Consider the following 17,353-nt stretch of genomic DNA (forward strand, 5'->3'; position numbering starts at 1 on the left):
TCAGCAGTCCAGTGGGTTGCGCTTGTCCGGGTCGATACCGAACTTGACGATAGCGTCTGCAACAACCTTTGGTTCGATCTCGCCACGGTCAGCCAGGGCTTCCAGGGCAGCCAGCACCACGAAGTGGCGGTCGACTTCGAAGAAGTGACGCAGCTTCTTGCGGCTGTCGCTGCGACCGTAACCGTCGGTACCCAGGACCTTGAACTCTTTGCTCGGTACCCACTGGCGAATCTGCTCGGCGAACAGCTTCATGTAGTCGGTGGAGGCGATGACCGGGCCCTTGCGACCGTTCAGGCACTGCTCGACGTAAGTCTGCTGTGGCTTCTGGCCAGGCTTCAGGCGGTTGGCGCGTTCCACGGCCAGGCCGTCGCGACGCAGTTCGTTGAAGCTGGTGACGCTCCACACGTCGGCACCGACGTTGAACTCTTCACGCAGGATCTTCGCTGCTTCGCGGACTTCGCGCAGGATGGTGCCGGAGCCCATCAGCTGTACGTGGTGCGCGGCTTCGCGAGTGTCTTCTTCCAGCAGGTACATGCCCTTGATGATGCCTTCCTCGACACCGGCCGGCATGGCTGGCTGCTGGTAGGATTCGTTCATCACGGTGATGTAGTAGAAGATGTCCTGTTGCTCTTCGGTCATCTTCTTCATGCCGTCCTGGATGATCACCGCCAGCTCGTAGCCGTAGGTCGGATCGTAGGTGCGGCAGTTCGGGATGGTGCCCGCCATCATGTGGCTGTGACCGTCTTCGTGCTGCAGGCCTTCACCGTTCAGGGTGGTACGGCCGGCGGTACCGCCGATCAGGAAGCCACGGGTGCGGCTGTCGCCAGCGGCCCAGGCCAGGTCGCCAATACGCTGGAAGCCGAACATCGAGTAGAAGATGTAGAACGGCAGCATCGGCTGGTTGTGGCAGCTGTACGAGGTACCGGCAGCAATGAACGACGACATGGCGCCGGCTTCGTTGATGCCTTCCTCGAGGATCTGGCCCTTCTTGTCTTCGCGGTAGAACATCACCTGGTCTTTATCGACTGGCTCGTAGAGCTGGCCGACAGACGAGTAGATGCCCAACTGGCGGAACATGCCTTCCATACCGAAGGTACGGGCTTCGTCCGGGATGATCGGGACGATGCGCTGGCCGATTTCCTTGTCCTTGACCAGCTGCGCCAGAATACGCACGAAGGCCATGGTGGTGGAGATTTCGCGGTCGCCCGAGCCGTCCAGGATCGCTTTCAGCGTTTCCAGTGGCGGGGTCGGTACGCTGAAGCTCTTGGCGCGGCGCTGTGGCACGAAACCGCCCAGGGCAGCACGGCGCTCGGCCAGGTACTTGGCTTCGGCAGAACCTTCTTCCGGCTTGAAGAACGGCAGGTTCTCCAGGTCGGCATCCTTGACCGGGATGTCGAAGCGGTCACGGAAGTGACGCAGGCTGTCGACGTCGACCTTCTTGGTGTTGTGCGCGGTGTTCTTGGCTTCGCCGGCACCGGTACCGTAACCCTTGATGGTCTTGGCCAGGATGACGGTAGGCTGGTCCTTGTGGTTGACCGCCTGGTGGTACGCCGCGTAGACCTTGTACGGGTCGTGGCCGCCACGGTTGAGCTTCCAGATCTCTTCGTCGGACAGGTCTTCGACCATGGCCTTGAGCTCTGGGGTGTTGAAGAAGTTCTCACGAACGTACGCGCCGTCTTTGGCTTTGTAGTTCTGGTACTCGCCGTCGATGACTTCGTCCATGCGGCGCTGCAGGGCACCGTTGGTGTCCTTGGCGAACAGTGGGTCCCAGAAACGGCCCCAGACGACCTTGTTGACGTTCCAGCCACCGCCACGGAACACGCCTTCGAGTTCCTGGATGATCTTGCCGTTGCCGCGAACCGGGCCGTCGAGGCGCTGCAGGTTGCAGTTGATGACGAAGATCAGGTTGTCCAGCTTCTCGCGGCCGGCCAGGGCGATTGCGCCCAGGGATTCCGGCTCGTCGCACTCGCCGTCGCCCATGAAGCACCAGACCTTCTGCTTGCCGGCCGGGATGAAGCCACGGGCTTCCAGGTACTTCATGAAACGTGCCTGGTAGATGGCCTGGATCGGGCCCAGACCCATCGAAACGGTCGGGAACTGCCAGAAGTCAGGCATCAGCCATGGGTGCGGGTACGAAGACAGGCCGTTGCCGTCCACTTCCTGACGGAAGTTGTTCATCTGGTCTTCGTTGATGCGGCCTTCCATGAACGCACGGGCGTAGACGCCTGGCGAAGCATGGCCCTGGAAGAAGATCAGGTCGCCGCCGTGTTCTTCGGTCGGGGCCTGGAAGAAGTAGTTGAAGCCGATGTCGTACAGGGTGGCGCTGGAGGCGAAGCTGGAGATGTGTCCGCCCAGGTCCGAGTCTTTCAGGTTGGTACGCATGACCATGGCCAGGGCGTTCCAACGCACCATCGAGCGAATGCGGCGTTCCATGAACAGGTCGCCAGGCATGCGTGCTTCGTGGGTGACAGGGATGGTGTTGCGGTATGGCGTGGTGATCGCATACGGCAGCTGGGAGCCACTACGGGTGGCCAGCTCGCCCATACGGGTCATCAGGTAATGAGCGCGGTCTTCGCCTTCTTTGTCGAGGACCGACTCCAGGGCATCCAGCCATTCCTGGGTTTCGATTGGATCGAGGTCTTGCATGGCTTGCTCCAGGGCGGAAAGGCAACCAGAATCGATTGCCTGAGATTGCGACTGGCCTTATGGGCAGACGTCGTGAATTCTTGGATTACCGGGGTGTCCTCCGGCGCCGTGTAGTTTTACTACATTTGCTTTCGCATTTCATGCTTTTACACGACACGAGTAGTAGTAAAACTACATTTGTGCGACGTTTCGTCGCATGTTGGCTTGTGAGGAAAAACGTTCATGTTGGTTGGCATTGTGTCGCGAACGGGTAATTCTTGATGTTTGTTGCCATTTTTTCGCTTCTTTCAGCTATTTCCAACTTTTGTACGACAGTCCAACCGTGGTCCGGCTTCCCCTTGGCCGCTTCTTCCCCTCTATTTCACGCCGATCAAGGATAGACCATGCGCCTACCTTTGCCGTCCGATCTGCCCGCTACCCTGCAGCCGCTGGTCGCGCGCAACCAGCAATTCATCAGCGATGCGGTGGCTGCCCACCCGGAACTCGATCTCCAGGCCTGGAGCCCGCTGCACCGGCAACAGTTCGACCAGGTAGCCGCCGCCAGCGACTTCGTGCTCGGCCTGGTCCGGCGCGAGCCGGCCATGCTGTTCGGCCTGCTGGCCAGTGGCGAGCTGGATCGACGTTACGCCGCGGGTGAACTGCGCGGGCACATTGCTGCAGCCGCCCAGGCGGCGCAGAGCGAGGACGAGCTGGCGCGCAACCTGCGCCGCGAGCGCAACCGCCAACAACTGCGCATCATCTGGCGCGACATCACCCGCCAGGCCGCGCTGGGCGAAACCTGCCGCGACCTGTCCGACCTGGCCGACGCCGCCATCGACGAAGCCTACCAATGGCTGTACCCGCGCCACTGCCAGCAGTTCGGCACGCCTGTCGGCAGCCGCAGCGGCCAGCCGCAGCACATGGTGGTGCTGGGCATGGGCAAACTGGGCGCGGTGGAGCTGAACCTGTCGTCGGACATCGACCTGATCTTCGCCTTCCCCGAAGGCGGCGAAACCGAAGGGGTGAAGCGCTCGCTGGACAACCAGGAGTTCTTCACCCGCCTGGGCCAGCGCCTGATCAAGGCGCTGGACCCGGTCACCGTCGACGGTTTCGTGTTCCGCGTCGACATGCGCCTGCGCCCGTATGGCTCGGCCGGCGCGCTGGTGCTCAGCTTCAATGCCCTGGAGCAGTACTACCAGGACCAGGGCCGTGACTGGGAACGCTACGCGATGATCAAGGCGCGGGTGGTGGCCGGTGACCAGGCGGCCGGCGCGCAGCTGCAGGAGATGCTGCGGCCGTTCGTGTACCGCCGCTACCTGGACTTTTCCGCGATCGAAGCGCTGCGCACCATGAAGCAGCTGATCCAGCAGGAAGTGCGGCGCAAGGGCATGGCCGACAACATCAAGCTGGGTGCCGGTGGCATTCGCGAGGTGGAATTCATCGCCCAGGCCTTCCAGCTGATCCACGGCGGGCGCGACCTCAGCCTGCAACAGCGGCCGCTGCTGAAAGTGCTGGCCACCCTCGAGGGCCAGGGCTACCTGCCGCCAGCCGTGGTCGCCGAGCTGCGCGAGGGTTATGAGTTCCTGCGCTATACCGAACACGCCATCCAGGCCATCGCCGACCGCCAGACGCAGATGCTGCCGGACAGCGAGACCGATAAGGCGCGGGTGGCCTACATGCTCGGTTATGCCGACTGGCAAAGCTTCCATGACCAGCTGACGCACTGGCGTGGCCGGATTGACTGGCACTTCCGCCAGGTGATCGCCGACCCGGATGACGAAGACGGCGAGGGCGAGCTGGTGGTGGGTGGCGAATGGTCGCCGCTGTGGGAGCAGGCGCAGGATGAAGATGCCGCTGGCCGTCAGTTGCAGGAGGCCGGTTTCCAGCAGCCCGCCGAAGCCCTGCGGCGCCTGGCCGCGCTGCGCTCCAGCCCGCAGCTGCGTTCGATGCAGCGGATTGGCCGTGAGCGCCTGGACGCCTTCATCCCGCGGTTGCTGGCCCAGGCTGTGGAACATGACAACCCCGACCTGGTGCTCGAGCGCGTGCTGCCGCTGGTCGAGGCCGTGGCACGCCGTTCTGCCTACCTGGTGCTGCTGACCGAAAACCCCGGCGCCTTGCGCCGCCTGCTGACCCTGTGCGCCGCCAGCCCGTGGATTGCCGAGCAGATTGCCCGCTACCCGCTGCTGCTCGACGAACTGCTCAATGAAGGCCGCCTGTTCAGCCCGCCACTGGCGCCGGAGCTGGCCAGCGAACTGCGCGAACGCCTGACGCGCATTCCCGAGGACGACCTGGAACAGCAAATGGAGGCGCTGCGCCACTTCAAGCTGGCCCACAGCCTGCGCGTGGCCGCCTCGGAAATCAGCGGCAACCTGCCGCTGATGAAAGTCAGCGACTACCTGACCTGGCTGGCCGAGGCCATCCTCGACCAGGTACTGGCCCTGGCCTGGCGCCAGACCGTGGCTCGCCACGGCCAGCCCAAGCGCAGCGACGGCAGCCTGTGCGACCCGGGCTTCATCATCATCGGCTACGGCAAGGTAGGTGGCCTGGAACTGGGCCACGGTTCGGACCTGGACCTGGTATTCATCCATGACGGCGACCCGCAGGCGGAAACCGACGGCGCCAAGCCGATCGACAGTGCGCAGTTCTTCACCCGCCTGGGCCAGCGCATCATTCACCTGCTGACCACCCAGACCAACTCGGGCCAGCTGTATGACGTGGACATGCGCCTGCGCCCGTCGGGGGCCTCGGGCCTGCTGGTGAGTTCGCTGGGAGCGTTCGAGCGCTACCAGCAGAACGAGGCCTGGACCTGGGAGCATCAGGCCCTGGTGCGGGCCCGGGTGCTGGTGGGCTGCAAGCAGGTGGGCACGGCGTTCGAAGGCGTGCGCGCCAAGGTGCTGGGCCAGGCCCGCGACCTGGAAAAACTGCGCAGCGAAGTGAGCGAAATGCGCGCCAAGATGCGCGACAACCTCGGCACCAAGGCCACCGCAGCCGGTACCGCGGCAAACGCCTTCGAGGCCGGTGTGCCGTTCGATATCAAGCAGGATGCCGGCGGTATCGTCGATATCGAATTTATGGTGCAATACGCCGCTTTGGCCTGGTCCCACGACCACCCGGCCATACTCCGATGGACCGATAACATCCGCATTCTGGAAGAGCTGGAGCAGGCGGGTTTGATGCCGGCCAGTGACGCGGTGCTGTTGCGTGAAGTGTACAAGGCGTTCCGCTCGGCCTCGCACCGCCAGGCCCTGCAGAAGCAGGCCGGGGTTATCGATGCGGCGCAGTTTGCCGATGAACGCCGTGAGGTGCGGCGGATCTGGGGTGAATTGGGTTTGACTTGAGATTGCTGGGGCCGCTTTGCGGCCCATCGCGACACAAGGCCGCTCCTACAGGAGATCGCATTCCCTTGTAGGAGCGGCCTTGTGTCGCGATGGGCTGCAAAGCAGCCCCAAAGGCTCATGCCTCACCACCGGTGGTACACTGTCCGCCACATAGCCTGAATATAAAGAGGGGAGGCCAGGCTGTACCGCAGCCTGTAGCCTCCCCGAGCGTTTCTGGACTAAGCATGAGAATACTGATCATTGGCCCCAGCTGGGTCGGCGACATGGTGATGGCGCAGACCCTGTTCCAGTGCCTGAAACAGCAGCACCCCGACTGCGTGATCGATGTGCTGGCCCCCGAGTGGAGCCGGCCGATCCTCGAACGCATGCCCGAGGTCCGTCAGGCCCTGAGCTTCCCGCTCGGCCACGGCGCACTGGAACTGGCCACGCGGCGACGCATCGGCAAGTCCTTGGCCGGTCAGTACGACCAGGCCATCCTGCTGCCCAACTCGCTCAAGTCGGCGCTGGTGCCGTTCTTTGCCGGTATCCCCAAGCGCACCGGCTGGCGTGGCGAAATGCGCTTCGGCCTGCTCAACGACGTGCGCAAGCTGGACAAGGCCCGCTACCCGCTGATGATCGAGCGCTTCATGGCCCTGGCCTACGCGCCCGGCGCCGAGCTGCCGCAACCGTACCCGCGCCCCAGCCTGCAGATCGAAGCGCAAAGCCGCGACGCCGCCCTGGCCAAGTTCGGCCTGGAGCTGGACCGCCCGGTGCTGGCGCTGTGCCCCGGTGCCGAGTTCGGCGAGGCCAAGCGCTGGCCGGCCGAGCACTACGCCACCGTGGCCGATGCGATGATCCGCCAGGGCTGGCAGGTGTGGCTGTTCGGCTCGAAGAACGATCACCCGGTCGGTGAGCAGATCCGCGACCGGCTGATCCCGGGCTTGCGTGAAGAATCGTCCAACCTGGCCGGCGAAACCTCGCTGGCCGAGGCCATCGACTTGATGTCCTGCGCCCATGCCGTGGTGTCCAACGACTCGGGCCTGATGCACGTGGCCGCCGCGCTGAACCGCCCGCTGGTGGCGGTGTACGGCTCGACCTCGCCAGGCTTCACCCCGCCGCTGGCCGAGCACGTGGAAGTGGTGCGCACCGGCATCGAGTGCAGCCCGTGCTTCGACCGCACCTGCCGCTTCGGCCACTACAACTGCCTGCGCTTGCTGGAACCGGGCAAAGTCATTGCTGCCCTGCACAGCCTGACCGGGCCGGACCTGATCGATACCGTGGCCGAGGTCGACTAAGTGCGGGTACTGATCATCAAGACTTCGTCGCTGGGTGATGTGATCCACACCTTGCCGGCGCTTACCGATGCCGCCCACGCCATCCCTGGCATCCGCTTCGACTGGGTGGTGGAAGAAGGCTTCGCCGAAATCCCCAGCTGGCACCCGGCGGTCGACCAGGTGATCCCGGTGGCCATTCGCCGCTGGCGCAAGAACCTCTGGCAAACCATCAAGAGCGGCGAGTGGAAGGCGTTCAAGCAACGTGTACGCGAGCGCAAGTACGACCTGGTGATCGACGCCCAGGGCCTGGTCAAATCGGCCTGGCTGACCCGCTACGTGAAGGCGCCGGTGGCTGGCCTGGACCGCTACTCGGCCCGCGAAGGCTGGGCCAGCCGCTTCTATGACCGGCGCCTGTCGGTTGCCACCGGCCAGCACGCGGTGGAGCGGGTGCGCCAGCTGTTCGCCATGGCCCTGGCCTACGACCTGCCGGAAGGCATCGGCAACTACGGCCTCGACCTCGAGCGCCTGCAACTGCCGCCGGCCGCCCCCTATGTAGTGTTCCTGCATGGCACCACCTGGGCGACCAAGCACTGGCCCGAAGCCTACTGGCGCGAACTGGCCGAGCGCATGGGCCGGCGCAAGCTGGAAGTGCGCCTGCCGTGGGGCAACCCGGCCGAGAAGGCGCGGGCCGAGCGCATCGCCCAGGGCTTGAACAACTGCCAGGTGCTCCCCAAATTGAACCTTGCCGGCGTCGCACGCGTGTTGGCGGCGGCAAAAGCCTGCGTGGCGGTCGATACCGGCCTCGGCCATCTGGCGGCGGCACTCGATGTGCCCACCATTTCGCTGTTCGGCCCGACCAACCCGGGCCTGACCGGCGCCTACGGACGGACCCAGATTCACCAGGCCAGTGACTGGCCCTGCGCGCCCTGCCTGCAGAAGAAGTGCACCTACAAACCGAGCGCCGACGACCTGCGCCGGTTCGATCTGAAACGCGAGTGGCCATTGTGCTTCACTCGCCTGAATCCCGAGCATGTGGCGAGCCGCTTGAGCGCGTTGCTGCTGGCTGAGGATGTCCGTTGATGCAACTGGCTTTCGTGCTTTACAAATATTTCCCCTTCGGCGGGCTGCAGCGCGACTTCATGCGCATTGCCCTGGAATGCCAGAAGCGGGGCCACCAGATCCGTGTGTACACGTTGATCTGGGAGGGTGACATTCCGCCGGGCTTCGAAGTGCTGGTGGCGCCGGTGAAGGCGATTTTCAACCACCGCCGCAACGAGAAGCTCAGCGCCTGGATGGCCGCCGACCTGGCCAAGCGCCCGGTCGACCGCCTGATCGGCTTCAACAAGATGCCTGGGCTGGACGTGTACTACGCCGCCGACGGCTGCTTCGAGGACAAGGCGCAGACCCTGCGTGGCGGCCTGTACCGCCGCTGGGGCCGCTACCGGCACTTTGCCGAGTACGAACGTGCGGTGTTCGCCAAGGACGCCCATACCGAAGTGCTGATGATTTCCGAAGTGCAGCAGCCGCTGTTCATCAAGCACTACGGCACCCCGGTGGAGCGTTTCCACCTGCTGCCGCCGGGCATTTCCCAGGACCGCCGCGCGCCGGCCAATGCCGACGAAATCCGCGCCGATTTCCGCAAGGAATTCAACCTGGGCGATGACGACCTGCTGCTGGTGCAGATTGGCTCGGGCTTCAAGACCAAGGGCGTTGACCGCAGCCTCAAGGCCCTGGCCGCACTGCCGTCGGCCCTGCGCAAGCGCACCAGGCTGATGGTAATCGGCCAGGATGACCCCAAGGTATTCCAGCTGCAAAGCGCTACCTTGGGCCTGGGCGAGCAGGTGCAGTTCCTCAAGGGCCGCAGCGACATCCCGCGTTTCCTGCTGGGCGCCGACCTGCTGATCCACCCGGCGTATAACGAGAACACTGGCACGGTGCTGCTCGAGGCGCTGGTGGCCGGCCTGCCGGTGCTGGTCTCCAAGGTGTGCGGCTACGCCCACTACATTGCCGAGGCCGAAAGCGGCCTGGTGCTGGACGAGCCGTTCGAGCAGGAACAGCTCAATGGCTACCTGCAGCGCATGCTCGAAGACCAACAGGCCCGCGCCAGCTGGTCGCGCAACGGCCTGGCGTTTGCTGAAACCGCCGATCTGTACAGCATGCCGCAGCATGCCGCCGACGTGATCCTGGGGCAGGAGTCCGCATGAAGCTGATACTGGCCGAACCGTTCAAGCGCCTGTGGGCCGGGCGTGATGCCTTCGATGCCGTGGAGGCGCTGCAAGGCGAGGTCTATCGCGAACTGGAAGGGCGCCGCACGCTGCGCACCGAGGTCGCTGGCGAGGGCTTCTTCGTCAAGATTCACCGCGGCATTGGCTGGGGCGAGATCTTCAAGAACCTGCTTACCGCCAAGCTGCCGGTGCTTGGCGCCGGCCAGGAATGGCAGGCCATCCAGCGCCTGCACCAGGTTGGCGTGCCGACCATGACTGCCGTCGCCTATGGCGAGCGTGGCAGCAACCCGGCCGCGCAGCACTCGTTCATCATCACCGAAGAACTGGCGCCGACCATCAGCCTGGAAGACTTCAGCATCGACTGGGTCAGGCAGCCGCCCGAGCCGCGCCTGAAGCGCGCGCTGATCGCCGAAGTGGCGAAGATGACCGGCGGCATGCACCGCGCGGGGGTCAACCACCGCGACTGCTACATCTGCCACTTCCTGCTGCACACCGACCGCCCGGTGACGGCGGATGACTTCAAACTGTCGGTGATCGACCTGCACCGCGCGCAGACCCGGGCGAAAATCAGCCGCCGCTGGCGTGACAAGGACCTGGCCGCGCTGTACTTCTCGGCGCTGGACATCGGCCTGACCCAGCGCGACAAGCTGCGCTTCCTGCGCGGTTACTTCCAGCGCCCGCTGCGGCAGGTCCTGAAGGATGAAGCCGCGCTGCTCGCCTGGCTGGAGCGCAAGGCGCAGAAACTCTACGACCGCAAGCAACGTTATGGGGATGCACTCTGATGGCGGGGTGGACACTGGCGCCGGGCTACGAACACCTGGCGGCGGACTTCGGCAGCCTGGAAGCGGTATTTGCCCTGCAAGGCGAGCGCCTGACCCGCGACCCGATCAGCGAGGTGGTGCGTATCGAGCGTGACGGGGTCAATTACTACGTCAAGCGCTACACCGGGGCCGGCAAGCACATGCGCCGTTACCTGGGCCGGCCGCGGATCAAGGCCGAATGGCAGAACCTGAAGCAGTTCGACAAGTGGGGCATCCCCACTGCCGAAGTGGTGGCCTGGGGCCTGGAGCGCAATGGCCTGGCCTTTGGCCGGGGGGCCATGATCACCCGCGAACTGCCGCGCACCGAAGACCTGTCGGCGCTGGCCGAGCGCAACGATGCACGCCTGGCCGATCGCGCCTGGGTCGGGCATGTCAGCAGCCAGCTGGCGCGCCACACCCGGGTCATGCACCAGCACCACTTCGCCCACAACGACCTGAAATGGCGCAACCTGCTGGTCGACGACCAGGGCACGCTATTCTTCATCGACTGCCCCACCGGCGATTTCTGGCGCGGCTTCATGTGGCGGCACCGGATGATCAAGGACCTGGCGTGCCTGGACAAAGTGGCCAAATACCACCTGTCGGCAACCCAGCGCCTGCGTTTCTACCTGCAATACCGTGGCCGCGACCGGCTGAATGTGCGTGACAAGAAGCGCATTCGCCAGGTGGTGAGCTTTTTCGAGGGAAGGGAATGACCGATTACCTGGCCAGCGCGGACCTCGCGCTGCTCAAACGCCATGGCCTGGACGACTTCGAGGCGCTGTGGGCGCTGCAACTGGATGCCGTGGACGAACCGAACACCGGCCGCGGTGGCTGGAGCAGCGTGTTCCGCCTGGAGCTCGAAGGCAAGGGCTACTACCTCAAGCGCCAGAGCGACTACCTGACCCGTACCCTGCACCGGCCATTCGGCGAGCCGACCTTCGCCCGCGAATTCCGCAACATCAGCCGTTACCAGAAGCTGCAGATTCCGGCCTTGCAGGCGGTGTTCTATGGCGAGCGCAAGAAAGGCGGCACCCACCGGGCGATCCTGATGACTCGCGCCCTGGACGAATGGGCCGACCTCGACAGCCTGCTGGCCCAGTGGCCACAACTGAGCGATGCTGAACGCAATGGCGTCCTGCAGGCCTGCGGCCAGCTGGCGCGCACCCTGCACAGCGCCGGCCAGGTGCATGGCTGCTTCTACCCCAAGCACATCTTCCTGCGCCAGCGCCGCGAAGGCTGGGACGCGCAACTGATCGACCTGGAGAAGACCCGCCCCCTGCTGTTCGGCATGCGTGACCGTCTCAAGGACCTGGAGCCGCTGCTGCGTCGCGCCCCGGTCTGGAGCGAGCGTGATGTACGTACCTTGCTGGCCAGCTACCTGGCGCAGCCTGCCGATGGCACGCTGGTCGATACCTGGCTGCAACGCCTGACGCAACGCCGTCGTGAAAAAGAGGCCCGCTGATGCGTTTGTCTGAATTGAAAGAGGCCGGGCGCAGCCCCTCGTTGCCCCTGAGCATCACCCTCGCCGATGCTGCCGGCACGGCCGACCTGCAATTGCTCAGCCTGCTGCGCGTGCTGCCGGGCCAGCGCTATGTAGGCGCCGGCGTGTGGCGCGGTACCCCGGTGCTGGCCAAGCTGCTGGTCGGTGGTAACGCTGCACGGCATTTCCAACGCGAACTGCAAGGCGTGAAGCTGCTGGCCGAGCAGGGCCTGACCACGCCGAAGCTGCTGGCCGACGGCCTCAAGGAAGGCGAGGGCGGCTGGCTGCTGTTCGAATTCCTCGACGGCGCCGAAAGCCTGGCCGATGCTTGGGCGGCCGTGGAGAGCTTGCCGGTACTGGCCGACGAGCAGCACCTGGTGCTGGGCGAGGCGCTCACCGCAGTGGCGCACATGCACGCCCGGGGCCTGTGGCAGGAAGACCTGCACCTGGACAACCTGCTGCGCCACGGCGGCAAGCTGTACCTGATCGACGGCGCCGGCATCAAGGCCGAAACGCCTGGCCAGCAGCTGTCGCGCCCACGTGTGCTGGAAAACCTGGGGGTATTCTTCGCCCAGCTACCCAAGCGCCTGGAGCCGTTCATCGAAGAACTGCTGGTGCACTACCTGCTGGCCAACGCCGAGCATGCGCTGCCGCTGGAAGCCTTGCAGAAGCAGGTGGACAAGGTGCGCAGCTGGCGCCAGAAGGATTACCTGGAAAAGGCTGGTCGTGAATGCAGCCTGTTCAGTGTCGAGCGCAGCCTTTCGGGCTTGCGGGCAGTCCGCCGCGACGAGGTCGAAGCCATGTTGCCGGTGCTGGAGCAGGCCGACGCGTTGATCGACCAGGGCCACCTGTACAAGACCGGTGGTGCGGCCAGTGTGGCGCGCATCGAGGTTGGCGGCCGCACGCTGGTGCTCAAACGCTACAACATCAAGAACACCGCGCACTGGTTCAAGCGCTTCTGGCGCCCGAGCCGGGCCTGGCATTCCTGGATCGAAGGCCACCGCCTGGAATTCCTCGACATTGCCACGCCGCGTCCACTCGCGGTGCTGGAGCAGCGGGTGATGGGGTTGCGAAGCCGTGCCTACCTGGTCACCGAGTATGTCGATGGCCCGGACCTGGCCGAATGCTTCGCGCCCTACGTGGATAACGGCGATGCGCCCGAGGAGCAGGTGGATGCCCTGGTGCATGTGATGCAGCAACTGATTCGCGAGCGCATCAGCCACGGCGACTTCAAGGGCCACAACCTGTTCTGGCACAACGGCCAGTGGTCGCTGATCGACCTCGACGCCATGTGCCAGCACGCCACCCAGCTCAGCTTCGCCCCGGCCTACGCCCGTGATCGGGCGCGGCTGCTGCGCAACTGGCCGAGTGGCAGTGCCTTGCATCAGCGGCTGGACCGGCTGCTGCCCAAGCTGGCCGAGTAATCCGCCGGCAGTGCCAGCCAGTCGCTGCTGCGGCCTGGCTGGCGCACGCGAATGCGCCATTGGCCGCCCTGTTGGCGCAGTACTGCCCAGGCGTGGACTGCGCCCAGTGCCTTCTCGGGCAGCAGCAGATGGTAATGCCCGGCGAGCAGGTGCCGACGAACCGGCAACTGCTGTTCACCCAGCTGCAGATAGAGTTGCCCCCCGGCGTCGTGCAGGTCGGCTTCCCCTGCCACCGGTTCGCCCTCGAGCGGCGGTTGCAGACGTACCTCTTCCAACAGCTGGGCTACGTCAGGCAACCCGTCATGCCAAAGCACGGTGGAATCGACCACCCAATTGCCATTGCGCAGCCGTTTGATCGGCAGCTGCGCGTAGGCATCCGGCTGCCTGGGGTCGAGCACCCGCCAGCGATAGCCGTCGAAGTGGACGTTGTACAACCGCCCCTGGCTGTCCTTGACGAAGTAACGGTCCGGGCCTGGCACGCTGTTGATCTGTTCGTACACTTCCTCGCCATGAACCCCATCGATCCGGTAGCGCAGCTTGCTCACGTCCACGGCCGCTTCGTGGGTTTTCGGCAGTGGGCGCGGGGGTTGCGGTGGCAGGCCGCGCATCGCCCGGCGCATGAGGGGCGAGCCAGCGAAACTGGACAACCCGTCGGCGCTGTGGCTCAAAGCGGCCATGGCGTGGTGGAAGGTTGCTGCGTAATCCTCTTTTTCCAGGGCTTCGAAGCCGTCCCACAGCGAAATCGACATACGGCCGAAGGCCAGGGCTGACATTGTCGGGGCCGGTAGCACGAGGCTGATCATGTCGAGAACCAGGCGCAGCGTCGACAGCCCGTACTCGCCGAGCAGCTCGCGGTTGCTGCGGCTGTTGGTATCGGCCTCGGCGATCATGGCGTGGACCTGGGCCTTGTAAAGGGCATCGAAGAGGTTGCCGTTGATCATCGGCTTTTGCACATATGGCCCGAGGCGGCCCTTGCGCACCAATTTGTCGAGCCGCTTGCCATCAGCCAGAGGCGCGCGCTGGATCAGGTATTTTCGCAAGGCAGGCGTGCTGCGAAGGGTTCTGAGCAGCGCCCGGGTATCGGGGTATTCACGCCATGCGCGCCGGTCGGGAGCGTCCGGTGTATACAGCACCAGCGACGGCTGGTTGTCGCTCTCGGCATTGAGCAGCAGTACCCCTTGCAGCGTGTGCCCGTCGATGATCAGTTGGCGCACCGCGATACGATGCTCGTCGATGGTAGGGCGCCAATTGTTGTCGGGGTGGTCGGTGACGGCTTTGACCCAGCGATAGCCTCGCTCGTGGGTATCGTTCAGAAAGTGCCTGGCATAGCGGGCCTTGGCCGCCTCGGCGCGCATGCGGGCGCGGTTCATGTTGCCGTGGCATTGCATGCGCCAGCGCGCACCTGGAGACTCCAGCAGGTGGGTTCGCAGGTAGCGGATGTAACCACTGCCGGCGTCAAGCTCGCGCACCAGGCGCTTTACCCCTTCTGCGGATATTGACTCCAGCGTGGAACCGTCTTCGTGGTGTATTCGGGCAGTCAGCCAGTAATCGACGTCGAACCAGCCGATGTTCAGCAGGGCCAGCTCGTCCAGGCGGTAGGTGGTGGTTACCAGTTCGATGGTGCCACCGACATGGCGACGGTTGGCAACGGCCACGTAACCCGAAGGTGCCAGCGGGTTGATCAGCGGGCCGGTGCGGTGTGCAAGCGTGACGGTTATGCAGACTTTTTCGGCAGGCAAGTCGATGGAGAATTCGCGCCGCAGCGCCTTGCCAAGGCGTTCGCGCACCCATGCCAACAGGTGATGCCGATTGCCGAACGCCTCCAGGGTCAAAAGGCCGGGTGCAGCAGCCTGGGTGATGGCCCCGGCGAGCTCCTGGATCGTTTGCATGATGTGCGTCAGGCTTTGCGTGGAGCTCTGGCGCAGCCAGGCGGGCAGGTGTTTTTCCAGCAATAGCGCATAACGGGTGGACAACGCATATTGGCTGCCCATGAGAGCGGTCAGTGACTGCTGTTTGGCCAGGATGCTTTTCAGTGCCGGCAGATCCGGGTTCTGGTCAAGCGCCCAGGCGGCGTGCCAGGCGATGGTGAGCCGTTGATGCTGCGCGTCGATCACGTCAGTGGCCTGTTGTTCGACCAGGTCGCCGGTAAACCACTCGTAGCGCAGCCGGTCGGCACACCGGACCAGTTCCTGGTCCTGCAGGCGGGGTAGCAGTTGCAGCATTGGCCGGCTTTGCATGGGGTCGTCCAGGCGCTCGCACAGCTCCCTGTGCAGTTCGGCCAGGTTGGCGAAGCCTTCAACGCCATGAGACACGCTGCACAGCAGTGCCTGGCCTGTGGCTGTTGCAGGCTCGGCAACGGCCCCTTCCGGTGCTTCTGCCACCAATACCAGCACGCCGGGTAACGGCAACCGGCCATGGGGGCTTGAACGGTTGAATACCGGCCGATAAACCTGCGCCCGGTGGGTGTCTGGCAGGTGGTTGCGCTGCCAGGGGAGCGGCAGCTCCAGGGAGGTGCGCAGCAGGCTGATGTGGCTGTAGTCCAGGGTCTGGTCGGCGAGGCGCAGTTCCAGTTCGGCCAGAAGTTGCTCATGACGCAGTTCGCGCAGTTGCCGGACGCGGCTGTGGCCTGTTTCGACAGGGTCGTTCCAGAACGCTGCCAGGTCACCAAAAAAACGCTGGCGCAGGGCGGCCGGTTCCGTTTCGCCCGCCAGTTCGGGTTTGCCTTGCTCAAGGGCGATGAGTTGTTGATCGAGCGCTTCGAGGCGCTGCAAAGGTGTCATGGTATGGCTCCTTGGAAAATGGCAGCCAACCATGTCGCGGCAAAAGAGGGTGCGGGTATTACCCGGTTACTGCCGTGGACGAGCGTAGAAACCTTGCAGGCCGAGAGCCGCCGACACCCCCAGGCCGAGCCAGGCCAGGCTGTCCCAGACCCCGTCCCCCAGCAAGGCGGCAAACAGCCCCACGGCAGTGAGCAAGGCCACGACCATCGGCCAGATGAAGATGCGCCAGGTCGGCTGTGACTTGTGGCTCATGCCCGCGCCTCCCGCTTCGTGCGTTGTTTGCCCCACCACAGGTACAAGCCGCTGCCGAGGACGATGATGGTCAGCACATCGAGTAGCGCCCACAGGATTTGCATTGGCCGGCCGCCGTAGTCGCCGAAGTGCAGTGGTTGCGACAGGCCCATGGCATCCATGTACCAGGGGCGTTCGCCGACGGCGGTCACCGCCAGTGTTCGCGCATCGATCAGCACGGGCGTGAGCAAGTGCGAGGTCAGGTGCGTGGCGCCCTTCATGAACACCGCATAGTGGTGCTCGCTGGAAAAGCGTGTGCCGGGGAAGGCGATGAAGTCCGGGCGCATGCCGGGGGCGGCCTGTTCGGCGATGGTCAGCAGGTGGGTGGCCGGGGCGCGTTCGGTGAGCGGTGGGGCATCACGGTATGGGGCAACCATGGCGGCCAGGCTGTCGTTGCGCCAGGCGGCGATGACCAGGTCCGACAGCGCGCTGATGACACCGGTCACGCCTACCGTCAGAGCCCAGGCCAAGGTGACCACGCCGATCAGGTTGTGCAGGTCGAGCCAGCGCAGGCGACGGGATTTGCCGTGGCGCACCGTGCCGAAGTCCAGGCGGCGCATGAACGGTGCATAGAGCACGGTGCCAGAGATGATCGCCACGACGAACAGCACGCCCATGAAGGCCAGCAGCAGCTTGCCGGGCAGGCCGGCGAACATGTCCACGTGCAGGCGCAGCATGGTCATCATGAAGCCGCCGTTGGCTGCCGGCATGGCCACGGCTTCACCGGTGCGGGCGTCGAGCATGAAGGTGTGCGACGAATTGGGCTCGGTGCCGGCGGTGGCGGCGGTTATGGCCACTACGCCATTGGCTTCGTCCTCGTCGTAGCCGAAGTACTGCATGACCTCGCCGGGGCGGTGCTGCTCGGCCTTGATTACCAACTGCTGCAGGTCGAGGTGTGGTGTATCGGCCGGCATTTCCTGCAGTTCGGGGGCGTCGCCGAGCAGGTGTTCGAGTTCGTGGTGGAAGATCAGCGGCAGGCCGGTGACTGCCAGCAACAGCAGGAACAGGGTGCAGACCAGGCTGCTCCAGGTGTGGATCACCGACCAGCGGCGGATGGTTGGGCTTTTCATCACGGTACCGATTTTTGCCTGTTGGAAGCTGGGGCTGCTGCGCAGCCCTTTCGCGACACAAGGC

At 64.7% G+C, this 17,353-nt stretch carries 12 protein-coding genes; 8 read left to right on the forward strand and 4 right to left on the reverse strand.

The features are described from left to right. Positions 1-2,646 carry a pyruvate dehydrogenase (acetyl-transferring), homodimeric type gene (aceE, locus tag C163_RS01660; RefSeq protein ID WP_025337408.1) on the reverse strand — a complete coding sequence of 882 codons (2,646 nt, stop codon included), beginning with the start codon at positions 2,644-2,646 and terminating at the stop codon, positions 1-3. A gap of 383 nt (positions 2,647-3,029) precedes the next feature. Here aceE and glnE point away from each other — a divergent pair, with 383 nt between their 5' ends. From glnE to C163_RS01700, 8 genes are all read left to right on the forward strand, one after another. Then, positions 3,030-5,963 (forward strand): bifunctional [glutamate--ammonia ligase]-adenylyl-L-tyrosine phosphorylase/[glutamate--ammonia-ligase] adenylyltransferase, encoded by a 2,934-nt coding sequence (glnE, locus tag C163_RS01665; RefSeq protein ID WP_025337409.1) that lies wholly within the window; start codon positions 3,030-3,032, stop codon positions 5,961-5,963. Positions 5,964-6,187: 224 nt separating this feature from the next. Next, a complete protein-coding gene (gene waaF / locus C163_RS01670) occupies positions 6,188-7,237 on the forward strand; it encodes a lipopolysaccharide heptosyltransferase II (RefSeq protein WP_013970536.1) in 1,050 nt (349 codons plus the stop codon). After that, positions 7,238-8,296 carry a lipopolysaccharide heptosyltransferase I gene (waaC, locus tag C163_RS01675; protein ID WP_015268679.1) on the forward strand — a complete coding sequence of 353 codons (1,059 nt, stop codon included), beginning with the start codon at positions 7,238-7,240 and terminating at the stop codon, positions 8,294-8,296. After that, positions 8,296-9,420, forward strand: a complete 1,125-nt coding sequence (locus tag C163_RS01680) for a glycosyltransferase family 4 protein (RefSeq protein WP_025337410.1) — start codon at positions 8,296-8,298, stop codon at positions 9,418-9,420. The genes waaC and C163_RS01680 overlap by 1 nt, the downstream gene beginning before the upstream one ends. Beyond that, positions 9,417-10,223 carry a lipopolysaccharide core heptose(I) kinase RfaP gene (gene rfaP / locus C163_RS01685; RefSeq protein ID WP_025337411.1) on the forward strand — a complete coding sequence of 269 codons (807 nt, stop codon included), beginning with the start codon at positions 9,417-9,419 and terminating at the stop codon, positions 10,221-10,223. Before C163_RS01680 ends, rfaP begins: the two co-directional genes overlap by 4 nt. Next, positions 10,223-10,957, forward strand: a complete 735-nt coding sequence (locus C163_RS01690; protein WP_025337412.1) for a lipopolysaccharide kinase InaA family protein — start codon at positions 10,223-10,225, stop codon at positions 10,955-10,957. Before rfaP ends, C163_RS01690 begins: the two co-directional genes overlap by 1 nt. Continuing rightward, on the forward strand, positions 10,954-11,706 hold the full coding sequence (locus C163_RS01695; RefSeq protein ID WP_025337413.1) for a lipopolysaccharide kinase InaA family protein: 753 nt from the start codon (positions 10,954-10,956) through the stop codon (positions 11,704-11,706). Before C163_RS01690 ends, C163_RS01695 begins: the two co-directional genes overlap by 4 nt. Further along, a complete protein-coding gene (locus C163_RS01700; RefSeq protein WP_025337414.1) occupies positions 11,706-13,148 on the forward strand; it encodes a lipopolysaccharide kinase InaA family protein in 1,443 nt (480 codons plus the stop codon). The genes C163_RS01695 and C163_RS01700 overlap by 1 nt, the downstream gene beginning before the upstream one ends. Here C163_RS01700 and C163_RS01705 read toward each other — a convergent pair. The 3 genes from C163_RS01705 to C163_RS01715 form a co-directional block, all read right to left on the reverse strand. Beyond that, complete coding sequence (locus tag C163_RS01705; protein ID WP_025337415.1) at positions 13,109-15,928, reverse strand: dermonecrotic toxin domain-containing protein; 2,820 nt, start codon at positions 15,926-15,928, stop codon at positions 13,109-13,111. The genes C163_RS01700 and C163_RS01705 overlap by 40 nt on opposite strands. 66 nt (positions 15,929-15,994) lie before the next feature. Further along, positions 15,995-16,180 (reverse strand): hypothetical protein, encoded by a 186-nt coding sequence (locus C163_RS01710; RefSeq protein WP_025337416.1) that lies wholly within the window; start codon positions 16,178-16,180, stop codon positions 15,995-15,997. Beyond that, positions 16,177-17,289 (reverse strand): PepSY domain-containing protein, encoded by a 1,113-nt coding sequence (locus tag C163_RS01715; RefSeq protein ID WP_025337417.1) that lies wholly within the window; start codon positions 17,287-17,289, stop codon positions 16,177-16,179. Before C163_RS01715 ends, C163_RS01710 begins: the two co-directional genes overlap by 4 nt. Positions 17,290-17,353 lie beyond the last annotated feature (64 nt).

It is taken from the genome of Pseudomonas sp. FGI182, from assembly GCF_000511325.1.
Lineage (GTDB): Bacteria > Pseudomonadota > Gammaproteobacteria > Pseudomonadales > Pseudomonadaceae > Aquipseudomonas > Aquipseudomonas putida_Z.

What these genes read in the sequence shown, in the direction of transcription:
- aceE (WP_025337408.1), bottom strand. Translation starts at nt 2,646, where the DNA reads ATGCAAGACCTCGATCCAATCGAAACCCAGGAATGGCTGGATGCCCTG.
- glnE (WP_025337409.1), top strand. Translation starts at nt 3,030, where the DNA reads ATGCGCCTACCTTTGCCGTCCGATCTGCCCGCTACCCTGCAGCCGCTG.
- waaF (WP_013970536.1), top strand. Translation starts at nt 6,188, where the DNA reads ATGAGAATACTGATCATTGGCCCCAGCTGGGTCGGCGACATGGTGATG.
- C163_RS01680 (WP_025337410.1), top strand. Translation starts at nt 8,296, where the DNA reads ATGCAACTGGCTTTCGTGCTTTACAAATATTTCCCCTTCGGCGGGCTG.
- rfaP (WP_025337411.1), top strand. Translation starts at nt 9,417, where the DNA reads ATGAAGCTGATACTGGCCGAACCGTTCAAGCGCCTGTGGGCCGGGCGT.
- C163_RS01690 (WP_025337412.1), top strand. Translation starts at nt 10,223, where the DNA reads ATGGCGGGGTGGACACTGGCGCCGGGCTACGAACACCTGGCGGCGGAC.
- C163_RS01695 (WP_025337413.1), top strand. Translation starts at nt 10,954, where the DNA reads ATGACCGATTACCTGGCCAGCGCGGACCTCGCGCTGCTCAAACGCCAT.
- C163_RS01700 (WP_025337414.1), top strand. Translation starts at nt 11,706, where the DNA reads ATGCGTTTGTCTGAATTGAAAGAGGCCGGGCGCAGCCCCTCGTTGCCC.
- C163_RS01705 (WP_025337415.1), bottom strand. Translation starts at nt 15,928, where the DNA reads ATGACACCTTTGCAGCGCCTCGAAGCGCTCGATCAACAACTCATCGCC.
- C163_RS01710 (WP_025337416.1), bottom strand. Translation starts at nt 16,180, where the DNA reads ATGAGCCACAAGTCACAGCCGACCTGGCGCATCTTCATCTGGCCGATG.
- C163_RS01715 (WP_025337417.1), bottom strand. Translation starts at nt 17,289, where the DNA reads ATGAAAAGCCCAACCATCCGCCGCTGGTCGGTGATCCACACCTGGAGC.